A 21,444-nucleotide genomic window follows, 5' to 3' on the forward strand; every position below is an offset into this window, starting at 1 on the left:
AATCAGCGAGTCAGCACAAGCCCCGATGTCGGAACGCCCGTTCCCGCAGTCACCAGTACATTCTCGACGGAGTCGACCTGGTTGACCGAAGTACCGCGGATCTGCCGAACACCCTCGGCGATACCGTTCATCCCGTGAATGTATGCCTCGCCGAGCTGTCCACCATGGGTGTTGATCGGAAGCTTGCCGCCGAGTTCGATTGCGCCACCGGCGATGAAGTCCTTTGCCTCTCCCCTGCCACAGAAACCGAGTTCCTCGAGCTGCATCAGAACATAGGGCGTGAAGTGGTCGTAGAAGATCGCCGTCTGCATGTCCGACGGGCGCAGCCCACTTTGTGACCAGAGCTGATCGCCGACAAGGCCCATCTCCGGTAAGCCGGTCAAACCGTCGCGGTAATAGCTGGTCATGATGTATTGATCTGCCCCGCTGCCCTGTGCGGCCGCTGCGATAACGGCTGGGGTGTTCTTCAGATCTTTGGCTCGTTCTGCCGAGGTGACGACGATCGCGATGCCGCCGTCGGACTCCTGGCAGCAATCGAGAAGATGCAAAGGTTCGGCGATGAATCGCGAATTCTGATGGTCCTCGAGGGTAATCGGTTTTCCGTAGAAGAACGCCTTCGGATTGGTGGCTGCATGCTTACGGTCCGCGACGGCGATTCGACCGAAGTCCTCGCTGGACGCTCCGTATACGTGCATGTATCGCTGCGCGACCATCGCGACAAAGGATGCGGGAGTACCCAATCCGTGAGGATAGGAAAAAGCGTTATCCGTGCCCGACGAATTGACCTGCGCCACAAGGCCGGAGTTCACCTGCCCGAAACGGGCACCCGATCGCTCGTTGAACGCGCGGTAAGCGACGACGACGTCTGCGACGCCGGTGGCAACAGCCATGGCGGCCTGCTGAATCGTCGCCGCAGCGGCACCACCACCGTAGTGAATGCGGCTGAAGAACTTGAGGTTCGGGATACCCACCGAACGAGCCACTGCCACCTCGGTGTTGGTGTCCATGGTGAACGAGGTAAGACCGTCGACGTCGGCGGGTGTCAGACCGGCGTCGTCCAACGCGGCTTGAACAGCCTCGGCGGCCAGTCGCAGTTCACTGCGACCGGAGTCCTTCGAGAAATCCGTGGCTCCGATTCCGACGATCGTTGCCTTGCCGGACAATGCGCTCATTCAATGTCTCCGTTTTCAATGTCTCCATTCGAGCCCGACGCCGGAAATGCCAGTGTGACCTGTGCGGTGATGTGATCTCCCAGGCTGTTCTTGCCGACCACCGCGAGCGACACGAGATCCTCGTCGTAGGAGGTCACCGTTCCGGAGAGCGTCAAGGTGTCGTAGGCGTACCAGGGGACTCCGAGGCGGAGTTTGATCGACGTGAGTACAGCCCGCGGTCCGGCCCAATCGGTCACGAATCGCTGCACCAAGCCGGTGTCGGTGAGGATGTTGACGAAAATGTCTTTCGAGCCGCGTTTCTGTGCGAGATCGCGGTCGTGGTGAACATCTTGAAAATCGCGGGTAGCGAGCGCCGCCGAGACCACAAACGTCGGGTCGCCGTAAATCGAAAGCTGCGGAAGAACCTCTCCCACAGTGATATCCGTCGTCGAAGTCATCGTCACTCCTTCACCGCAGAAACCGCAGACACCGCAGACACAGAAACCGGCTGCCAGGCGTACAGGGTCCAGGGAGTTCCCCCGGTCTCGTCGTCTCCGGGGAAGTCGAGGTAGATCGCCTCCACCTCCATTCCGATCGACACACTCGACGGATCGATACCGCGCAATTCGCCGAGCATCCGCACACCCTCGGGCAGTTCGACCAGGGCCACGACGAACGGCAACGACCGACCAGGAACCTTGGGGGCGTGGTGAACGACAAAGCTGAAGACCGTTCCCCGACCTGACGCGACCACGTAGTCGGTCTGCTCCGACTTGTCTTTCCAGATCGCGGGCACCGGCGGGTGCTGTACCGAACCGTCCGCACGCAGTTGAATACGCAACTCGTGTGCGGCGACACCGTCCCAGAAGAACTGCGTGTCGAGGGATGCTGTCGGACGCAGCATTCGAGATGCGTCCAGGTCCGCAGGCAAGTCAGTGGAGGAACTCTCGCTGACTGGCGGCGCGAACTTCAAGATCCGGAACATCATCTCCGAGACCAGTTCTTCGCCGACCCGCCAGAAGCTGCGAGTAGTGAAGAACCATCCTTCACCAAGACCTGTCTTCTTGGGTCCCACAACGTCTTCCAACACCGAGGAGATGGTGACTTCTTCACCCGGCTTCAAGTAGCGGTGGTAGATCTGATCGCAGTTGGTCGCGACGACGGAGGTGAATCCGGCCTCGTCGAGGATGTCCGTCATCCGGCCCAACGGATCGTCGGCTTCTCGAATTGCCCCCAGACCGCGCATCGTCCATACCTGCGCCATCGCCGGCGGTGCGACTATTCCGTCGTGTCCGGCGGCGCGGGCGGCCGATTCGTCGACATAGATCGGGTTCTCGTCACCGATCGCCTCGACCCAGTTGCGGATCATCGGCAGGTTCACGGGGTCCCGGCCGGCGCGAGGAGCGCTTGGCCCGTCCTCTCGAACCCGCTCGGCAGCAGTGAGAATGGGATCTGACACGATTTGTTTCCTATCTCGGAACGCGAGGAAGCTTCAGGCCGGCGGTCGCAATCAGTTCGCGCATCACCTCGTTGACTCCACCGCCGAAGGTGATCACCAGGTTGCGCTTGATCTGCATGTCCAACCACTCCATGAGATCAGCAGTTTCGGGATCGATCGGATTTCCGTACCGCCCGACGATCTCTTCCGCCAGTCGACCGACCCGCTGGATACGCTCGGTCGCAAACACTTTGGTTGCCGAAGCGTCGGCGATATCCACCGAATCCGAATCACTCGACGCCACTTGCCAGTTGAGCAGCTCATTGAGGCGGTACGTCGCATGAATTTCGCCGAGCGCGCGCCGTACGTCAACGTGATCAAGCAGGTTTTCACGCTTGGCCCAATCGAAGACGTGGTCGTAAATCCCTGCGACACGACCTGCCGGACCGAGCATGACGCGTTCGTGGTTGAGCTGCGTCGTGATCAAGCGCCAGCCCTGATTCTCCTCACCCACAAGCATGTTCGCCGGAACGCGAACGTCCTCGTAGTAGGTGGCGTTGACATGATGCGCACCGTCGCAGGTGATGATCGGGGTCCAGGTGTAGCCGGGATCTTTGGTGTCCATGATCAGGATGGAGATGCCGCGGTGCCTTGAATCGGCAGACCCTGTCCGCACGGCGAGCCACACGTAATCGGCGTCATGCCCGCCGGTGGTGAAAATCTTCTGGCCGTTGACGACGTACTCGTCACCATTTCGTGCCGCCGAAGTGCGCAGTGCTGCAAGGTCGGTGCCGGCTTCCGGTTCGGTGTAGCCGATCGCGAAGTGCACTTCACCGGCGAGGATCGCGGGCAGGAATTTCTGCTTCTGCTCCTCGCTGCCGTACTTCTGCAGAGTCGGGCCGACGGTCTGCAACGTCACCGAAGGCAGTGGGACATCCGCCCGCACAGCCTCGTTGACAAAAATCTGCTGCTCGACTTCACCGAACCCACGTCCGCCGAACTCCACCGGCCAGCCGACGCCGAGCCAGCCGTCCTTGCCCATACGACGGATGACCTCGCGATAGGTAGGACCATGCCGCTCCACGCGCATGATCTTGGCCTCTTCGGGCGAGATCAGCGTCGAGAAGTAGCGTCGAAGTTCAGCTTGCAATGCGCGCTGACTGTCGGTCAGATCGATGAACACCGGGCCCCCACGAGGTCGAGTCGCTGCGAAGCACCGCCGAGCAGGCGTGCCAGGTCTTTTGCAGTCGAGTAGTAGCGATGAAGTGGATACGTGACGTCGACGCCCAGACCGCCGTGCAGGTGGTGAAGCACCTGCATCGTGGCAGGCACTTCTTGGGCGATCCAGTACGCCATGACGTCGAGGTCAGACTGGGCGTCCAGGCCCTCCGACACGCGCCAGGACGCCGACAACGCCGCGACATGAAGGGTCCGGGAGGTGACGTACGCGTCGGCTATCTGTTGTGAGACTGCCTGGAACGTGGCGAGCGGCTTACCGAATTGCTCACGCGAGCCGACATGTGCCGCAGTGAGATCGACGGCGCCGGACACCAAACCGTCTGCAACGGCTCCGATGCTTGCCGTGGCGATCCGGTACAGCGTCTGGACGGCTTCCTCGCCGGCACCGAGAAGTTCACCGACTGCCTCGTCCATGGTGACTGCGAACTCCGGACTGCCGGACGCACTGGGAGTCGGCGTCAATGCGACGCCGGCGGCGGTCGGATCGACGAGAACGACTCCGGCGTCGGTGGGCACAAGAATTCTGTGTGCGCTCGCCGCGAAGGGAACGGCAAGCACCGCCCCGCTGACGCGATACCAGTCGCCCGACTGATGCGCGGTGGTCGACGGCTGTGCCGGGAACTGCTGACCCGGCTCACCGAGCGCCGCGGTGAACACCCGTCCGGCGCCGACTCCGGTGAGCAATTCGTCCTGTTGAGCGTCGGTCCCCAGAGCGACTATGGGGAGTACACCGAAGCCGAGGGTTGCGAGAGCCGGAATTGGAGCGGCGGCCCGGCCGACCTCGACGAGGAGGGAACCGACGTCGGCGACGGAGAGTCCCTCGCCGCCCAGACGCTCGGGCAGGGCCAACGTGAGCAGGTCGGCATCGGCGAATGCCGCCCAGAGCGCGTCCGGCTCCAGTTCGCGGGCAAGGAGCGCGGTAGCCACCTCGGCTACCGCTTCCTGGGTTTCATCGGGAGTGAAGTCCACGCTGGCAATCCTGTCTCTGATGTAGAACGTGTTCTAGTTGTATCACCAACGTGGACATTTCTAAAGGCCTCTACTCACGCCGTCTAATCACGGGGCAGGCCCAGAATTCTCTCCGCGGCGACGGTCAACAGAATCTGCGTTGTTCCGCCGGCAATCGACAGGCATCGCGTGTTGAGGAACTCACGCGAGAGCAGACCCTCCACCCATCCGGCCGTACCACCCAATTCCATGGCGAACTCCGCGACATTCTGACGCTGGCGCACGCCCACCAGCTTGCGGACGCTCGACGCCGGACCCGGATCCTGACCGTCCAATTGCCGCAGTGTCGTGCGCAATTCCAGCAGTGAGCCCACCATGGCGGTTCCGATCAGCCCACCGAGCTTGTCTGCCACCACAGGATCGGGGTCGCCGGCCAGCTCGAGCAATTCCTCCATCGCACCGCCGAGCGAAGAGCCACCGCTCATTGCGACCCGCTCGTTGGCGAGGGTCGTTCGGGCCAGTTTCCAGCCTCCACCGAGCTGGCCGACGACGCACTCGTCCGGGACGAAGACGTCGTCGAGGAAGACTTCGTTGAACAGGGCATCTCCGGTGATCTCGCGCAGCGGCGAGATCCGAATCCCAGCCGTCTTCATGTCGAGAAGGAAGTACGTGATGCCCTTGTGTTTGGGAACCTCGCGATCGGTCCTGGCGAGGCAGATGGCCCAGTCAGCTTCACGCGCAAGCGAAGTCCAGACTTTCTGGCCGTTCAGCTTCCAACCGCCGTCGACCTTTTCCGCGGTCGTGCGCAGTGCCGCAAGATCCGAACCTGCGCCGGGTTCGCTGAAGAGCTGGCACCAGGTGATCTCGCCCTTGAGCGTCGGAGTCGCAAATCTTTCGATCTGCTCCGCACTGCCGTGCTCGAGGATGGTCGGCACTGCCCACCAGCCGATCACCAGATCGGGTCGGCCGATACCGACGGCCGCCAATTCCTCTTCGATCAGAATCTGTTGCGCGGCCTTGGCGCCCCGGCCGTACGGCTTGGGCCAGTGCGGCGCAAGGTAGCCCGATTCGGCCAATGCGTTGCGCTGCTCGGATTCGGGCAGCGCCACCAATTGCGCTACCTCTTCGCGAATTTCGGACCGGTCGGATTCGAGCTCACTCAAGTCGATCTGAAGGTGACGCCGTGCGCCGCCGATCGTCAATTCCGCGACGCGTGCGCGCCAATGAGACGATCCGCCCAGAATCTGCCGGAGCGACAGTGCTCGACGAAGGTAGAAGTGCGCCTCGTGCTCCCAGGTGAATCCGATGCCGCCGAGCACTTGAATGCAGTCCTTTGCCGTGTCGACAGCGGCATCCAGCGACACCGCGGCGGCCACTGCTGCGGCGATCGGAAGTTCGTCTCCCGACTCGGCAGCGACCGCACCATCCCAGGCGACGGCTCCGGCATTCTCTACGCGACACAGCATTTCGGCGCAGATATGTTTGATCGCCTGGAACGAGCCGATGGGCTTTCCGAATTGTTCGCGAATCTTCGCGTACTCCACCGCAGTACGCAGGCTCCACGCCGCGATTCCGGCAGCTTCGGCTGCCCCCAGTACCGCCGCTAGGTCGGAAACCGATCCTGGCGCAATGTCATCGAGGATTCGGTCGGCGTCGACCGTCACTCGATCGAAGGAGACTCGCGCCAGTGGTCGCGACTTGTCGATCGTGTCGACCGCTTCGTAGGTCACGCCTTCGCTGTCTCCGTCGACGAGGGCCCAGACGACACGCGAGCCTTCGTCTTCGGACACGACGCCCGCCGACACGAGTACCGATACGCCTGAATCGCCGCCCCAGGCGTAACCTCCTTCGCCATGAAGCTCGATGCCGCCGGACGCATTCGCCGTTGCCGCAACTGGACTTTCGTCCAATACGACGGCACACGGCAGCGCACCGTCGGCGAGCGTTTCGGACCATCGCTTGGCAGCGGGCGACGAACTACGCCCCACCACCAGAGCTGCGAGTGCAGTCGTGAGAACAGGACCCGGCACGAGTTCGATTGCCGCCTGCTCGAGCATTGCTGCGAGATCGACGATTTCGGCCCCGGCTCCGCCTACCGCTTCGGGAACGGCGACCGAAAATATCCCGAGAGACGCGAACTCGGACCATTTCTCCCGCCACGAAACTGCTGGTCCACGGCGTACCATGTCCATCGGCGTGGCCGAGCGAGCCCAGGCCTCTATCGATTCCTGGACCGCCCGCTGTTCATCGGTCGTGGCGATTGTCACAACTGGTTCCCGCCTCTCGATAAGTGACACAATTGTTTAGAACGTGTTCTAATATGACACCTGGCCAAGAGTCAAGGCGCGAAGGAATTTGTCGATGACCACAACATCCCGATCCCGCTCCAACGCGGTTGCTTCTGCAACGCTCGGGGACGACGATCTCAGCTCCAACGCGCAACGTGAACGCCGCAAGCGGATTCTCGACGCAACACTCGCCTTGGCGTCCAAGGGGGGCTACGAGGCTGTTCAGATGCGCGCCGTGGCCGAGCGTGCCGACGTCGCAGTCGGAACGCTCTATCGCTACTTCCCGTCCAAGGTTCACCTACTGGTGTCCGCCCTGGCACGCGAATTCGAGAAGATCGATTCCAAGGGCAAGATCCCGCCTGGAACCAGTCCGCTCGAGCGGATGCAGCTGATCCTCAGCCTCATCACCCGCGCGATGCAGCGCGATCCGCTCCTCACCGAAGCGATGACTCGCGCGTTCATGTTCGCCGACGCCTCCGCAGCGGCCGAGGTCGATCAGGTGGGCCAGTTGATGGACCGCCTCTTCGCACGAGCGATGACCGAAGAGGAGCCAACCGAAGAGCAGTTGGCGATCGCGCGCGTGATCTCCGATGTGTGGCTGTCCAATTTGGTGGCATGGCTCACGCGACGCTCTTCGGCTACCGATGTCGCCAATCGACTGGAATTGACGGTTGAACTGCTGCTCGGTGACGGAACTCGGAAACCCGAATAGACATCCTTTGTCGCATCTGTCATTTTTGCACTGATCGGCCGGAAACGTATCGAGCCAGGAGTCGCTGCATCACCTAGATTTGAAGAGGTGAGCGCACAAGATCTGTCCATTGAACTCCGCCGAGCGCTGTCAGGCGTGGCACGCACGCCGCGTCTGCTCGTAGCCTCCGACTACGACGGGACGATGGCACCCATCGTCGCCAACCCGGACAAGGCGTATCCCCGGGCGGAAACGGTGCGTGCGCTTCGCTCTCTCGCCAGCCTCGCGTCGACGACGGCTGCCGTGATCTCGGGCCGCGCCCTCAAGGATCTGGCTGCGCTGTCCCGACTTCCCGCCGAAGTGCAATTGGTCGGCAGCCACGGCTCCGAGTTCGACATCGGATTCGTTCACGCGATCGACGCCGACGCCAGGAAACTGCTCGACGAGATCGTCACCGAGTTGGGCCGAATCGCCGCCGACACCCCTGGGGCAACGGTGGAGAAGAAGCCCGCCAGCGTTGCACTGCACGTACGCAACACCAGTGCCGACGACGCCGAGAAGGCGCTCATCGCCGTCCGCACCGAATCGGCACTCTGGCCAGGCGTTCAGGTCACCGAGGGCAAATCGGTGGTCGAGTTGGCTGTCATCGCCACCGACAAGGGGCACGCACTCGACTTGATTCGCCATCAGGACGGCGCAACCGCTGCCGTCTTCATCGGCGACGACGTGACCGACGAAAAGGCGTTCAGCAGGCTTCAGGGGCCGGACATCGGAATCAAGGTCGGCAGCGGGGACACCGTCGCCGACTATCGCGTCGACAGCACCGAGGACGTCGCTGCTGCTCTGGCGTTCCTGCTCGACGAGCGTCGTACGTGGCTTTCCGGCGCCGACGCTCCGCCCATCGAGCGGCTCTCGATGCTCGCCAGTCCGCGCACCGTCGCTTTGGTGACCCCGGATGCGACGCTGACCTGGTTGTGTCACCCGGAACCGGATTCAGCGGCCGTCTTCGCACACCTTCTCGGCGGAACCGGGGCCGGCCACTTCTCGGTCGGGCCTCGACGCACAGCCTTACCGCTGAGCCAGAAGTACATCGACAGTACGATGACAGTTCAGACCCGCTGGGCGAGCCTGTCCGTCACCGACTACCTCCCCCACGACGTCCCACAGGGACGAACCGACCTGACCCGCATCATTTCCGGTCAGGCCGACGCGATCGTCTCGTTTGCACCCCGTCCCGAGTTCGGCCAGGGTCAGGTCACGCTCGAGGTCGTCGACGAGGGCATTCGGGTCCTCGGCACCAACGAGCCGTACGTACTCCGCTCCCCCGGTGTGCTGTGGAACATCGCCACCGACGGAAACCAGCAGACCGCCCACGCCATCGTCGAGCCGTCCAAGGGTGACGTCGTCCTCGAATTGCGCTGCGGAACAGAAGAAATCGGCCCTTCCGACGTTCCGGAGCTCGAGCGTCGAGCGACCTCGGAGGCCTACTGGTCCGATTGGGCCAAGACGCTCGAACTCCCGAAGCTGAAGCCGGACTTGATGAAACGCTCTGCACTGACCTTGCGCGGGCTGGTCCACGCCGATTCCGGTTCCATCATGGCTGCCGCGACGACGTCCCTGCCGGAAGAGATCGGCGGAGTCCGCAACTGGGACTACCGCTATTGCTGGTTGCGCGACGCCGCCCTCACCGCAACAGCTCTCGTGAGCGTCGGATCCACCGACGAGGCCGAGAACTACCTGGACTGGGTCCACCGCGTGCTCGAAACACTGCCGGGACCCGAGCGCCTGCACCCCCTCTACACGCTCTACGGGACTTCGCTACCGCCAGAGGCCGTCATCGATTCACTCCCCGGATACGCCGGCTCCCGGCCGGTCCGCGTCGGAAACGCCGCGAATCAGCAGGTTCAACTGGACGTGTTCGGCCCGATCGTCGAGCTCATCGTCGAACTGGCGAATGCACGCGAAAAGGCCGGTGATCCCGATCCTTTGAGCGACCGCGACTGGGAACTGGTGTGCGCCATGGTCGAAGCAGTACAGCGGCGCTGGTTCGAACCCGATCACGGCATCTGGGAAATTCGCGACAACCCGCGCCACCACGTCTATTCCAAGGTTATGGGCTGGGTCACCGTCGACCGCGCCGTCGATCTTGCGACCCGCTTTTCTCGCGAGGCCCTGCCCGAGTGGGCGGAACTGCGTGACCAGATCGCCGACGAAGTACGACACAAAGGCTGGAAGGACGACGTCCAGTCGTACACCGCGGCCTACGACGGTACCGATCTCGACGCGGCGACTCTGCACATCGGACTGTCGGGGCTGATCGATCCGACGGATCCGCGCTTTGCTGCAACCGTCGTAGCCACCGAGGCCGAACTACGCAGCGGCTCAACGGTATACCGCTACCATCACGACGACGGCCTGCCCGGCATAGAAGGTGGATTCCATCTCTGTGCCGCCTGGCTCGTCGAGGCATACCTACTGATCGGGCAACGCCTGCAAGCAGAGGCGCTGTTCGACCAGTTGGTCGCGGCAGCGGGTCCCACCGGACTGCTCGCGGAGGAGTACGACCCCATCGCGGAACGCTCACTGGGCAACCACCCCCAGGCGTACAGCCATCTGGGATTGTTGCGCTGCGCCCAACTCCTGGCGTGAGCGCTACCCCTTGATCCGACCTGATGTTCGCCCGGCCAGTAGTTCGGTGTCGAGCATCTCGACTATCGGAACGCCGGATCCGGACGGCGACATCAGGAGCGCACCGGCGCGCCGGCCCTTCTCTTCCTGGGGCTGGCGCACCGTTGTCAGTGATTCGCGCAGCGCCTCGTCGACGCCGTCGAATCCGGTGATCGACAGTTGGCCAGGTACATCTATGCCCTGCCAGCGCGCCCAGTCCAAGGCGCCGAGAGCCAGCACGTCGGTGGTGCAGACCAGTGCGGTGATCTCGGGGTTGGTCGCGAGAGCTTCCGCCGCCGCCGAGTGCCCGGACTGCGATGTGTGGACGTACCGCTCGATCACGGTGAGTGAGAGTGGGTCCATGTCGGACGCCACCATCGCGTCGCGCACTCCTTCGATCCGCTCACGCTGGACGTGGAAGTGCGGGGACTTGAGTCGTTCCTGGCTGACCACGCCGTCCATCCGGTCGCGCCCCAGCCTCATGCAGAGCACGCCGATGTCGCGGTGGCCGAGCCCGATGAGGTAATCGGCGACCTTGCGCATGGCAGCGCGGTCGTCGATGCCCACGAGGGATGCACCGGGAATCTCGCGGGGCTGGTCGCAGACGACGATCGGAATGTGACGCTCGAGCACGGCGGCAAGATACGGGTCGTCGTCGGCCACGGAGTAGACGACAAAGCCGTCGACGCCCGCCTGCTGGACCACGGCCGCAGCATCCACCTCGTCGCGCCCGGGCCCGGCCGGGATGAGCAGCAAGCCCTGGCCCGCGTCCTCACACGATTCCGAGAGACCGGCCAGGAAGCTCATGGCGGCCGGGTCACGGAACGAATAACTGAGTGCTTCGGTGAGCAGGAGACCGACGGCGCCGGCTTTGCGAGTTCGCAAAGAGCGGGCGACCGGATCAGGTCCGGGGTATCCGCGTCGCTTGGCCGCTTGGAGCACTCGATCCCGCAGCTCGACGGAGAGCTGATCGGGTCGGTTGTACGCGTTCGAGACTGTAGTTCTCGACACATTGAGCTCGGCGGCAAGCGACGCCAAAGTGGCTTGACGGCGTGGCTGACGGGACCGGGGCATAAACGGACGTTAGCCGTAGTGCCCGCAGACGGCGCGTTGGGGCTGAACCGAAGGTGAACTACCAGCGACTATGCGCTAATGTGTAACGGTAACGGTTTCCAATAGCATTTAGCCCAGCCTTTGTTCAGGAGAAAAGCACGTGCGTTCGTCGTCGAAATTCCGCACCGCCACCGCCCTCGCGGCCGTCTCGGTCGCCGCAGCATTCGCGCTCACCGCGTGCAGCTCAACCTCCTCGAAGGACGACGGCATCACCGTCGTCGCATCGACGAACGTGTGGGGCGACGTCGCGCAGGCCGTCGCCGGCGACAAGCTGACCGTGACGTCGATCATCAACGAGCCGTCCGCGGACCCGCACTCGTTCGAGGCGACTCCCGCCGATGCCGCCAAGATCACCGACGCATCGCTCGTCGTCTACAACGGTGGCGGCTACGACCAGTTCATCACCGACGTCCTCGACGCAGGCAAGGGCGAGCAGAAGACGGTCAACGCCTACAACCTGCTCGACGGCGGCATCCACGCCGGCGAAACCGCGGGCGAATCGCATGACGGTCACACCCACGGCGCAGTCAACGAACACGTCTGGTTCGACATCCCGACCGTCGACGCCGTCGCACATTCGGTGGCCGATCAGCTGAGCGCTCTCGATCCGGACAACGGGGCGACCTACGAGGACAACGCGAAGGCATACAGCCAGAAGCTCGCCGGCGTCACAGCGATCACCGATTCCATCGCCGCTGCCCACGCAGGCGCACCGGTGGCGCAGACCGAGCCGATCGCGCACTACCTCCTGGTCGCAGCTGAACTGAAGGACGCAACTCCCGAAGAGTTCACCAGTGCCATCGAAGACGGCAACGATCCTTCACCGGCCGCAATCGCCGCAACGCGCCAACTCCTCTCGGAGAAGCAGGCCCGCGCATTGGTCTACAACATCCAGACACAGGACAAAGTGACCCAGGATATGCGCACCACCGCCGAAACCGCCGGAGTGCCCGTCGTCGAGGTTACGGAGACTCTCCCCGAGGGCCTGGACTACATTCAGTGGCAGACGCAGACCGCGGAGTCGCTCGCAAACGCCCTCTCTGCCCAGTAATTATTTGCCCCACCATTTCCGAGAAGAACCGATCGGCTTGTGACAGAAACTTCCGCGAATACTCCTGTGCCCCCTGGTAACACCGTGCCTTCTGGTAACACCGCGCCTTCAGCGGCCTCCGTGCCCGCTGTGACGCTGAAGGACGCTCGATTGTCCTTCGGCGCCCGCACATTGTGGGACGGGCTCGATCTCGAGGTACAGCCAGGTGAGTTCATCGCCGTACTCGGGCCGAACGGGTCGGGCAAGACCTCGCTCCTGAAGATTCTGCTGGGCCAACTACAACTCAGCGGCGGCAGTGCACAGATCGTCGGCACGCCGGCACGGGCCGGGAACTCACACGTCGGGTACATCCCGCAGCAGAAATCCATCGACGACGGCCTCCCGCTCCGCGGCCGCGACCTGGTCGGCCTCGGCGTCGACGGTCACCAGTGGGGTACGGGGTTACTGCGTCGGGGTCGTCGCCGCAAGATCGTCGACGACGCCATCGCACAGGTCAGCGCCCAGTCGTTCGCCGACGCTCCCATCGGTTCCATGTCCGGCGGTGAGCAGCAGCGACTGCGGATCGCACAGGCTTTGGTCGGCGACCCGCGGATCCTGCTGTGCGATGAGCCGCTGCTCAGCCTCGACCTCGCCAACCAGCACCTGGTCTCGACGCTGATCGACAAGCGTCGGCGCAGCCATGACACCGCGGTGCTGTTCGTGACGCACGAGATCAATCCGATCCTGCCGTTGGTCGATCGAGTGCTCTATCTGGTGGACGGCAAATTCCGGATCGGTACGCCGGCCGAAGTGATGACGTCCGAGGTTCTCTCGGATCTGTACAACACCGACGTCGAAGTGTTGCAGGTTCGTGGCCGCCTCGTCGTGATCGGCACCGGCGACGCCATCGACGCGCTCGGCAGCGCCGGCGGACTACGCCCGGGAGAAGGCGTTCACCATTCTGATGAGGATCACCACCAGTGAGTAACAAGTTCACCGACGCGATGTCGCGGATGTTCGACGTGTCCGCCACCGTCGACCTACTGCAGTACGACTTCGTCCAACAGGCGTTGATTGCCGGTGCCATCCTCGGATTGTTGGCCGGCATCATCGGGCCGCTGATCGTGAGCCGTCAGATGTCGTTCTCGGTGCACGGAACGAGTGAGCTGTCACTGACGGGCGCATCCGCCGCACTTCTCGTCGGTGTGGGCGTCGGCTTCGGTGCCATCGTCGGATCCGTGGTCGCGGCAGTGCTGTTCGGACTGCTCGGAGCCAAAGCGCGCGACCGAGATTCGGTGATCGGCGTGATCATGGCTTTCGGTCTCGGCCTGTCGGTGTTGTTCCTCTGGGCGTACGACGGTCGCACGGGAACCAGCTTCTCGTTGTTGGTCGGACAGATCGTGGCGCCGGGAAACAGTGGTCTCGAACTTCTGCTGCTGTGCGCGGTCATCGTGATCGGCACACTCGGATTCATCTACCGCCCTTTGCTGTTCGCAAGCACCGACCCCGAAGTTGCTGCAGCTCGCGGTGTTCCGGTTCGGGCACTGTCGATCGTGTTCGCAGTGTTGGTCGGCATCACCGCAGCACTCGGCGTACAGATCGTCGGTGCTCTGCTGGTGATGTCGCTGCTGATCACCCCCGCAGCGGCCGCCGCGTACGTCACGGCAAGCCCACTCAAGGCCACGATCCTCTCCGTCGTGTTCGCCGAACTGGCAGCCGTCGGCGGCATCCTTCTCTCGCTGGCCCCCGGCGTTCCCGTCTCGAGTTTCGTCACCTCGGTCTCGTTCGTGATCTACCTGATATGCCGACTCTTCGGATCCGCACGTCGCAAGAATGCCGGACGGATTCCGGCGCACGCCTGAACACCGAGAGCCCATACCTACCTAGAATCGAGGTATGGGCTACAGCGTTGATCTGAACAGCGACCTCGGCGAGGGCTTCGGAGCCTGGACCCTGGGCGACGACGACGCCATGCTCGAACTTGTCACCAGCGCGAACATCGCCTGCGGATTCCATGCCGGCGACCCGACAACGCTGTTGGCGACTTGCGAATCCGCCGCCGCCCGCGGCGTCCGGATCGGCGCGCAGGTGGGGTACCGAGACCTCGCCGGTTTCGGCAGACGCTTCATCGACGTCTCCCCGAAGGACCTCACCGCCGACGTCATTTATCAAATAGGGGCACTCGACGGTTTGGCTCGTGTCGCCGGATCGCGGGTCACGTACGTCAAACCCCACGGCGCGCTCTACAACGCAATAGTCCATCACCGACGGCAGGCGCGGGCCGTGGTCGCCGCCGTCGTTGCCTATGACAGTTCGCTACCTGTTCTCGGACTACCGGGTTCGGTGTTTCTGGAAGAGGCGCGCGAGGCCGGTCTCGACGTGGTCGCCGAGGCTTTTGCCGATCGTGCGTACACGGCGGAAGGCACCCTGGTCCCCCGCACCGAGTCGGGCGCCGTTCTGCAGGACCCGACACTTGTTGCAGAGCGGGTTCGGCGAATGGTCGTCGACGGCGAGTTGGACGCAGTCGACGGGAGCACGTTGAAAGTCGCTGCCGCATCGGTGTGCGTGCACGGTGACAGTCCGGCAGCCGTCGACATGGCCGTGGCAATCCGCACTCTCCTCGAATCTTCCGACGTCGAGATCACGCCGTTCACATGATCACGATCCTGCCCGCCGGTGAATCCGCAGTCCTCGTCGAGTACGACGAACTGCCGAGTGTGCTGGGCAACTTCAGGGCTCTCGACGCCAGTCGGATCCCCGGCGTGATCGACCTGATTCCCGCGGCGCGAACCATCTTGATCGAGTACGACAACACGATCACCGCGCACCAACTGGTGGAGAAATGGGTACGTGGGGCCGTACCGATCGAACTCACAGCTGACGAGAGTGGGCGGCCTGCCGTCGAGATTCCGGTCCGCTACGACGGCACCGATCTCGTAGAGGTGGGCAAGCTGACCGGCCTCGGGGTCGACGGTGTGATCGACGCTCACACGTCTGCGTCGTGGACCGTCGCGTTCATCGGTTTCGCCCCCGGCTTCGCGTATCTGACCAGCAACGAGAGAAAGCTCGAAGTTCCACGTCGATCGGACCCGCGCAGGCAGGTCCCGGCCGGTGCAGTCGGGTTGGCCGGACCGTTCTCGGGCGTCTACCCGCGTAGCTCCCCGGGCGGCTGGCAGTTGATCGGAACGACGGAACTGTCGGTGTGGGATGCCGAGCGCCGCCCGCCGGCGCTGCTTCTACCCGGCACCACAGTCACCTTTGTCCGTGCATGATTTTGGTGCAAGCATGATTTTGGTGTCTTCACCGCGCTGTTGCGGGACAATGGATTCATGGCCTGGCTCGAGGTTGTGCGTACCGGCCCGCTCGCCACAGTTCAGGACCGCGGGCGGAGAGGCTACGGCGCCCTCGGGGTCGGAAGATCCGGCGCCGTCGACATGATCTCGCATGACAGCGCCAACAGACTCGTAGGCAACACTTTTCGAGCAGCAACCATCGAAGTCACCGCTGGGGGTTTCGCTATGCGGGCCGTCGGTTCGATGACGGTGGCAGCGACAGGCGCGCGGGTGCCGCTGGCCGTCGACGGACGGCCGGCACCTGACTACGCGAGCATCCATCTGGGTAGTGGCAGCATTCTCGAATTGGGTTACAGCACAACCGGGTTGAGAACGTATATCTCTGCACGCGGTGGCGTCGACGTCCCGCAGGTACTCGGAAGCAGATCCACCGACACGCTCTCCGGACTCGGGCCGCCGCCGCTCGCCGCCGGCGATCTAGTCCTCCTCGGGGCCGAGGAAGGGACGTGGCCCACCGAAGAGTTGATTCCACCGCCGGCACCTGCACTCGGCGCGGTTCCGATCGAGATCACGCTCGGCCCCCGAAATTCCTGGTTCACCGCCGCATCCGTTCACGCGCTCCTTCGCACCACGTGGAAAGTCACCGAACACACCAACCGAGTCGGGGTCCGGCTACAGGGCCAAGGGCCTTTGCATCGCTCACGCACCGGGGAATTGCCGAGCGAAGGCGTCGTGACGGGATCCATCCAGGTGCCGCCAGGCGGCCAGCCCGTCGTGTTCCTCGCCGACCATCCCGTGACCGGCGGATACCCGGTCATCGCCGTCGTTTCCGACGCCGGGATTGCGTCGCTGGCACAGCTGCGGCCCGGCAGCACCATTACCTTCAAGGCCACTACTCGGCCGTCGTAGCGCTGATAGTCTCAGCCGCGCCAGCAATGCTGCCGGCGGCGCTCGGCCGTCGCCAAAACCTGAAGGACTGTCACACTATGAGCCCTAAGAGCAGCACACTTGCTCTCGGAATAGCGTCACTGATCACTGCTGCACTCGTCTTGTCCGGATGCAGCAGTTCGGAAAGCGGCGACGCCGTCTCCAGTGATACCAACACCAGTGAGACCACTGCTTCCGAAAGTTCTGCATCCTCGCCGTCTGCCGCTGCCGCGACGCCGACTTTGCGGGACGGAACACCGTTCATCGGTGAGCGGACGACGATCGAAACCGGCGACGACCCCGAAGCGCCGAGCATCAGCGTCAGCCTCCCGCCGAGCTGGACTCACGGCGAGAACATCCCTGCCGGCGTTACGGACGCGTTGTCCAGCAACAGCCAGGAACCCAGCGGTTTCATGCCGAACACCACGGTGACGGTCGAAAACCAGGGCACCGCAACAAAAGACGAGGTTCTTGCCGCTGCGCGTGAAACGATCGCCACTCTCGACGGGTGGACCGAGGTGAAGTACACCGAGATCGACGTCGACGGACAGCAGGGTTTCCGCCTCTCCGGAACCTGGACCGCCCCAAACCTGGACGTTCCGCTCTACGCCGTCATGACGGTCGTCGCTTACCAAGCCGACGACAACTCGCCGGTCTACCTGGTCAGCTTTGCAAACCAGTTCACCGACACGACGAACATGCAGACCTCCAACCAGGTGGAAGAAATCAACACCTCGATCGAATTCGGCTGAGCACCTGATGGTTTGAATACCCGATCTCCGAACAACCGCGGCGGGCCGAGACTACGACAGTCTCGGCCCGCCGTTTCACAACTCTCGCCTAGCTCGAACCGAACAGGCCGCTGAGGGAACCGAGGCCACCACTCAACGAGCCGAGCGATCCGATTCCGCCACCGGTTCCGGGGCCAGTGGGATCAACCGGATCAACGGGATCGACCGGGTCAACCGGATCGACCACATCCGCGGCGCGGACAGTGATGGACGGGCCCAAGTTGGCGAAATTCGCACTCGACTGGAATCCGTTGCCCATCACCGTGGCACCTACCGCCAATCCACTTCCGTACACGGTTCCCGGCGCACACGAAGCAGTAACCGTGTAGCTGGTCTTCATGGTCACCGGTTTGCTGCCGTTGTTGATCCAGCCGGCACTGGTCACCTCGAGCGTCGTGGCTGTCAGTTCCGGCGTTTCAGTGGTTTCGGTCATCGTCCCGCCAACGTGAAACTTCGTGACCTTCGCCGAGCCCGGGACAAAGGTCAAGCATGCGGCATGCGTCTCGGTGAACCTGCTGATATACCCGTCGATTCCGCTCTTCTTCGACACTGTCGTGTAGGTGATCGTGTCACCGATCTTCGGCGACGCATTGTCCACGGTGCGAGTAAATGTGTAGGCACCGGAAGTTGCTGTCTCGGCAGTCGCGACTCCCGCACCCAGCGCGCTTGCGCCCACAGCAAGAGCAATCACCCCCAAACCAGCTCCAACGGTGGACAGACTACGATTCCTGGATCCAAACTTTGCCACGAACAATCTCCACTCTGTGTGGTTCCAGGACAACCGAATTCATTGATTACTGGAACTTGTTGCAACCCGACTCTCGAAGTACGATACAGTCGACCTGGACATTCGCCCAGCTTTTCGTCGAAATAGTCGACAATCAGTTAACGGCAGGCAATCGACACCGAAAAAGTCCTCTCAATTCGGACTTTTCCGTAAATTCTGCCGAACTGACACATAGGCAAGCGTCCGATAGGTTTCAATGGTTACCGCGGCGCAACCTTTGAAGAGTCATCCCATCGCCGTCAGCGTGAACCCCTCGAACGGAGAATTTCATGTCACGTTTTTCAATGCGCAAAACACTTACCGGAATCGCAATCGCGGCACTTGCAACCAGCGGACTCGTGATGACCGCAGGCACCGCGAGCGCCGATGCCACCCACCCGTCCGCGGCAACGGTCAACTCCTCCAACGTCCGGATCACCAAGAGCATCGTGGGCGACGGCGAAGTTGCACCCGGCGGCAAAGTCACCGTGCGCACGGTCATTTCCACAACAGGCCACCCCGAGCGTTACGTCGACCAGTTCGTCGACCGCTACCCCGCCACGTTCAAGTACATCCAGGGCACGGTGACGGTCAACGCGTGGCACTTGATCGGCGGTCAGAAGACCGAATCCGTCACGCCTTCGGTTGACACCGCCGCCCGAACCGTGAATGTACCCAGCACCGGCTGGCTGATCTCACCCACCGGAAGCAAGACCGTGACGATCGAGGCGCAGTACCTCGTCGCCGACGATGCACCGATCGGTTCGTACCAGGAAATGTCGAGCTCGATCGGTATCTCGACGTTCAATACCGAGCAGAACATCAGCGGCGTCTACGCCAAGATCCGCGCCAAGAACCCCGGCGAGGCGGCCGCATCGGGCTCGGCAGATCTGGGCTTCGGCTCTTCTGACGGCGAGGGCGGAACCGGTTCGGCCGGATCCTCCATCCTCGACAACCCGGCCGGCTTCATCTCCGACATCATCAGCGGTGTCCTGGCCAACGGCAGCTGATTCACTCGCTCCGCCTGCTCCACCTGTAAACACTCCGTCGGGGAATGTGTTCGAGGGTGGCATCGAGTCTTCGGACTCGGTGCCACCCTCGATCTTTTGTGGCGATCACACTCCGTCGCGCCTGCATCAAAGAACCAAATAGGAAAGCATTACCTAAGTCATTCGCGGTATGATCCACCGATGAGTTCCACAGGATTTCCGTACTGGGCTGTGCCGGCAGGCCGGTACGTTCCGCTCCCCTTCTCGATGACGACGTCCACCATCGGGCGTGATCAGAAGCGCGCGTGGCGTGAGATCCGCCATCCCGAACACGAACTCCTCTGGGGCGCTTCCGGCGAGATGAGCGCGTACATCGACGACGTTCGTTGGCAGATACCACCGACGGTCGGCATGTGGATTCCAGCTGGAACTCCACGGCGCATCACGCTCGGCGCATCCACCGAGGCTCGTTTCACCTATTTCCGGCCCGAGTCGTTCCCCCACCCGTGGACAAAACCCGCGATCATCGGCATCGACGACGTCGTCAAGACGATGCTCATCCATCTGCACCAGCGAAATATGCCTACCGAGGCTCGCTTGCGCGCCGAATCCGTAGTCTTCGACACGCTCGCGCCCATCGAGGCGGCTGATGTCGCAGTACCGATGCCCGCCGATCCCCGGGCCCTCGCCGTCGCACGCCGCCTGATCGCCGACCCCGCCGATCAACGCGGGCTTGCCGATTGGGCCTACGTGGTAGGCGGAAGCCCCCGCACCCTGAGCCGCGTGTTCTCTCAAGGCACGGGGATGTCCTTCACCGAGTGGCGAATTCAAGTTCGCGTCCGCGCTGCGATGTCCTATCTCGCTGCGGGCGTTCCTGTTTCGACGGTAAGCCGTCGCGTCGGATACGAAACCCCCAGCGCCTTCACCAGCGTGTTCCGCAAGGTCACCGGACGCACACCGAAGAACTACTACTCGGACGCGTGCGAGTTGTCAGCCTAACTGGTCAGAACCCGTTCATCTTCGAGACCAGTTCCGCGAAAGCATATTTGACGCTCAGCGACGTGGGTGACGCCAAGGCCATGACTCGCGCCAGACCGAGCTGCTGAATCAGCCTGCCGTCCTTGACTGCCGGCAGGTCGGCAAACAACTTGTCCCCCATCAATCCGGGTAGCCCCTGACCACTCGCGTCGTTGAGCACGATCACGTCCGCGTCCAGTTCGTTGTACTGTTCGCGCGATGCAGTCACCGACCCCTGGGTGTCGCCGCACAGCTCTGCGCTTCCGGCCGACTGCTTAAGTCCGAGCTGGGACATCAGGATGACTCGGCCGTCGTCAGCGCAGTAATTGGTGAGGCCGTCGATGTTTCCCGAGAGGAAGGTCAAGGTTTTCCCGTTCAGATTGGGGGATCCGGCAGCCAGGTCGGCTATGGAATCGTCAGTTTCCTCGATCAGCTCGGCAGCCCGCTTCGGTTGGCCGAGTACTGATCCGATGGTCGACAACTGTTCCTGCCACGTGGTCGCCCATGCGGTCTCCTTGAACGGAATGGTGGGTGCGATCTGGGAAAGACGTGCATAGTCGTCTTCGGTGATTCCCGAGACCACTGCGATGATCACGTCCGGCTCCAACGCCAGGATCTGCTCGAACGGCACACCGGACGTGCTGTCGAGCAACGTGGGTTCGACATCGCCCAACAATTCTTCGTCCCACGGCAGGATGCCGTTCTCCAAGCCTGCCCCACTGAACGACTCCATGGCGACGGGTGTCTTGCCCAGTGCGAGGACCGAATCCTGGCTGTTCCAGCCGATCGTCACGATCCGCTGAGGTTCGGTCTCGATGGTGGTCGACCCGTACGCGTGATCAACGGTGACCGGCAGCGCGCCGGCCTCGGCCAACTGCGTCGTGCCCTCCGCCGCTGTTGACTCGGTGCTGCTCTGGCAGCCTGCGAGCAGGGCAATCGCGGCCAACGCAGCCACTATTCGGGTAGTGCTCTTCATCTTCTGTCAGCTCTCTTCGCAAACGTACTTTGTTTCGACCAGCCAGGTATATCGAGACCCGATCCCGGTAATGGGGTGTCGATACTCCATCTGTCCGCTGCCGCGTAGCCCTTGGCATCT

Annotated in this window: 20 protein-coding genes; 11 read left to right on the top strand and 9 right to left on the bottom strand. The window is 62.9% G+C overall.

What is annotated here, in order from left to right; all coding sequences use genetic code 11:
• Positions 1-2 precede the first annotated feature (2 nt).
• The 6 genes from ABH939_RS12195 to ABH939_RS12220 form a co-directional block, all read right to left on the bottom strand.
• Positions 3-1,172 (bottom strand): lipid-transfer protein, encoded by a 1,170-nt coding sequence (locus ABH939_RS12195; RefSeq protein ID WP_404649653.1) that lies wholly within the window; start codon positions 1,170-1,172, stop codon positions 3-5.
• The gene (locus ABH939_RS12200; protein WP_007734018.1) at positions 1,169-1,609 is read right to left on the bottom strand and encodes a MaoC family dehydratase; all 441 of its coding nucleotides are present in this window, start codon (positions 1,607-1,609) and stop codon (positions 1,169-1,171) included. The genes ABH939_RS12195 and ABH939_RS12200 overlap by 4 nt, the downstream gene beginning before the upstream one ends.
• 2 nt (positions 1,610-1,611) lie before the next feature.
• The gene (locus ABH939_RS12205) at positions 1,612-2,613 is read right to left on the bottom strand and encodes a bifunctional MaoC family dehydratase N-terminal/OB-fold nucleic acid binding domain-containing protein (RefSeq protein WP_058227267.1); all 1,002 of its coding nucleotides are present in this window, start codon (positions 2,611-2,613) and stop codon (positions 1,612-1,614) included.
• 7 nt (positions 2,614-2,620) lie between these two features.
• Positions 2,621-3,772 (bottom strand): acyl-CoA dehydrogenase family protein, encoded by a 1,152-nt coding sequence (locus ABH939_RS12210; protein WP_007734012.1) that lies wholly within the window; start codon positions 3,770-3,772, stop codon positions 2,621-2,623.
• A complete protein-coding gene (locus ABH939_RS12215; protein ID WP_328599856.1) occupies positions 3,757-4,797 on the bottom strand; it encodes an acyl-CoA dehydrogenase family protein in 1,041 nt (346 codons plus the stop codon). The genes ABH939_RS12210 and ABH939_RS12215 overlap by 16 nt, the downstream gene beginning before the upstream one ends.
• 83 nt (positions 4,798-4,880) lie before the next feature.
• Positions 4,881-7,043, bottom strand: a complete 2,163-nt coding sequence (locus ABH939_RS12220; RefSeq protein WP_404649654.1) for an acyl-CoA dehydrogenase — start codon at positions 7,041-7,043, stop codon at positions 4,881-4,883.
• Positions 7,044-7,137: 94 nt separating this feature from the next.
• Between ABH939_RS12220 and kstR the strand changes: the two genes are divergently transcribed.
• Positions 7,138-7,776, top strand: a complete 639-nt coding sequence (gene kstR / locus ABH939_RS12225; protein WP_003945752.1) for a cholesterol catabolism transcriptional regulator KstR — start codon at positions 7,138-7,140, stop codon at positions 7,774-7,776.
• Positions 7,777-7,863: 87 nt separating this feature from the next.
• The gene (gene otsB, locus ABH939_RS12230; RefSeq protein ID WP_003945932.1) at positions 7,864-10,404 is read left to right on the top strand and encodes a trehalose-phosphatase; all 2,541 of its coding nucleotides are present in this window, start codon (positions 7,864-7,866) and stop codon (positions 10,402-10,404) included.
• A gap of 3 nt (positions 10,405-10,407) precedes the next feature.
• Here the strand turns inward: otsB and ABH939_RS12235 are convergent, their stop codons facing one another.
• Positions 10,408-11,496, bottom strand: a complete 1,089-nt coding sequence (locus ABH939_RS12235) for a LacI family DNA-binding transcriptional regulator (protein WP_007733995.1) — start codon at positions 11,494-11,496, stop codon at positions 10,408-10,410.
• 139 nt (positions 11,497-11,635) lie between these two features.
• On the opposite strand from ABH939_RS12235, the gene ABH939_RS12240 reads away from it, so the two are divergent.
• From ABH939_RS12240 to ABH939_RS12270, 7 genes are all read left to right on the top strand, one after another.
• Positions 11,636-12,586, top strand: coding sequence for a metal ABC transporter solute-binding protein, Zn/Mn family (locus ABH939_RS12240; protein WP_333829648.1), 951 nt, complete (start codon positions 11,636-11,638; stop codon positions 12,584-12,586).
• A gap of 84 nt (positions 12,587-12,670) precedes the next feature.
• Positions 12,671-13,549 carry a metal ABC transporter ATP-binding protein gene (locus ABH939_RS12245; RefSeq protein ID WP_047269722.1) on the top strand — a complete coding sequence of 293 codons (879 nt, stop codon included), beginning with the start codon at positions 12,671-12,673 and terminating at the stop codon, positions 13,547-13,549.
• Positions 13,546-14,427 carry a metal ABC transporter permease gene (locus ABH939_RS12250; RefSeq protein ID WP_003945811.1) on the top strand — a complete coding sequence of 294 codons (882 nt, stop codon included), beginning with the start codon at positions 13,546-13,548 and terminating at the stop codon, positions 14,425-14,427. Before ABH939_RS12245 ends, ABH939_RS12250 begins: the two co-directional genes overlap by 4 nt.
• A 34-nt stretch (positions 14,428-14,461) precedes the next feature.
• Positions 14,462-15,223, top strand: a complete 762-nt coding sequence (locus tag ABH939_RS12255; RefSeq protein ID WP_083056017.1) for a LamB/YcsF family protein — start codon at positions 14,462-14,464, stop codon at positions 15,221-15,223.
• Positions 15,220-15,837 (top strand): 5-oxoprolinase subunit PxpB, encoded by a 618-nt coding sequence (gene pxpB, locus ABH939_RS12260; protein WP_333829642.1) that lies wholly within the window; start codon positions 15,220-15,222, stop codon positions 15,835-15,837. The genes ABH939_RS12255 and pxpB overlap by 4 nt, the downstream gene beginning before the upstream one ends.
• A gap of 57 nt (positions 15,838-15,894) precedes the next feature.
• Entirely contained in the window at positions 15,895-16,767 is an 873-nt protein-coding gene (locus ABH939_RS12265; protein ID WP_054826809.1) for a biotin-dependent carboxyltransferase family protein, read from the top strand.
• Positions 16,768-16,844: 77 nt separating this feature from the next.
• Complete coding sequence (locus tag ABH939_RS12270; RefSeq protein WP_039973380.1) at positions 16,845-17,537, top strand: LpqN/LpqT family lipoprotein; 693 nt, start codon at positions 16,845-16,847, stop codon at positions 17,535-17,537.
• A gap of 88 nt (positions 17,538-17,625) precedes the next feature.
• Here the strand turns inward: ABH939_RS12270 and ABH939_RS12275 are convergent, their stop codons facing one another.
• Positions 17,626-18,267 (bottom strand): hypothetical protein, encoded by a 642-nt coding sequence (locus ABH939_RS12275; RefSeq protein ID WP_047269642.1) that lies wholly within the window; start codon positions 18,265-18,267, stop codon positions 17,626-17,628.
• 365 nt (positions 18,268-18,632) lie between these two features.
• Between ABH939_RS12275 and ABH939_RS12280 the strand changes: the two genes are divergently transcribed.
• Both ABH939_RS12280 and ABH939_RS12285 read left to right on the top strand, forming a co-directional pair.
• Positions 18,633-19,352, top strand: a complete 720-nt coding sequence (locus ABH939_RS12280) for a hypothetical protein (RefSeq protein ID WP_238588034.1) — start codon at positions 18,633-18,635, stop codon at positions 19,350-19,352.
• A gap of 180 nt (positions 19,353-19,532) precedes the next feature.
• Positions 19,533-20,330, top strand: a complete 798-nt coding sequence (locus tag ABH939_RS12285; protein WP_031332820.1) for an AraC family transcriptional regulator — start codon at positions 19,533-19,535, stop codon at positions 20,328-20,330.
• A 4-nt stretch (positions 20,331-20,334) separates the two neighbouring features.
• Here the strand turns inward: ABH939_RS12285 and ABH939_RS12290 are convergent, their stop codons facing one another.
• Complete coding sequence (locus ABH939_RS12290; RefSeq protein WP_234550914.1) at positions 20,335-21,324, bottom strand: iron-siderophore ABC transporter substrate-binding protein; 990 nt, start codon at positions 21,322-21,324, stop codon at positions 20,335-20,337.
• Positions 21,325-21,444: the final 120 nt, after the last annotated feature.

The organism is Rhodococcus sp. 27YEA6 (assembly GCF_044908235.1).
Classification (GTDB): Bacteria; Actinomycetota; Actinomycetes; order Mycobacteriales; family Mycobacteriaceae; genus Rhodococcus_F; species Rhodococcus_F qingshengii.

Coding starts and splice junctions, on each gene's coding strand:
- ABH939_RS12270 (WP_039973380.1), top strand. CDS start 16,845: ATGAGCCCTAAGAGCAGCACACTTGCTCTCGGAATAGCGTCACTGATC.
- ABH939_RS12195 (WP_404649653.1), bottom strand. CDS start 1,172: ATGAGCGCATTGTCCGGCAAGGCAACGATCGTCGGAATCGGAGCCACG.
- ABH939_RS12235 (WP_007733995.1), bottom strand. CDS start 11,496: ATGCCCCGGTCCCGTCAGCCACGCCGTCAAGCCACTTTGGCGTCGCTT.
- ABH939_RS12200 (WP_007734018.1), bottom strand. CDS start 1,609: ATGACTTCGACGACGGATATCACTGTGGGAGAGGTTCTTCCGCAGCTT.
- ABH939_RS12285 (WP_031332820.1), top strand. CDS start 19,533: ATGAGTTCCACAGGATTTCCGTACTGGGCTGTGCCGGCAGGCCGGTAC.
- kstR (WP_003945752.1), top strand. CDS start 7,138: ATGACCACAACATCCCGATCCCGCTCCAACGCGGTTGCTTCTGCAACG.
- pxpB (WP_333829642.1), top strand. CDS start 15,220: ATGATCACGATCCTGCCCGCCGGTGAATCCGCAGTCCTCGTCGAGTAC.
- ABH939_RS12290 (WP_234550914.1), bottom strand. CDS start 21,324: ATGAAGAGCACTACCCGAATAGTGGCTGCGTTGGCCGCGATTGCCCTG.
- ABH939_RS12280 (WP_238588034.1), top strand. CDS start 18,633: ATGTCACGTTTTTCAATGCGCAAAACACTTACCGGAATCGCAATCGCG.
- ABH939_RS12255 (WP_083056017.1), top strand. CDS start 14,462: ATGGGCTACAGCGTTGATCTGAACAGCGACCTCGGCGAGGGCTTCGGA.
- ABH939_RS12265 (WP_054826809.1), top strand. CDS start 15,895: ATGGCCTGGCTCGAGGTTGTGCGTACCGGCCCGCTCGCCACAGTTCAG.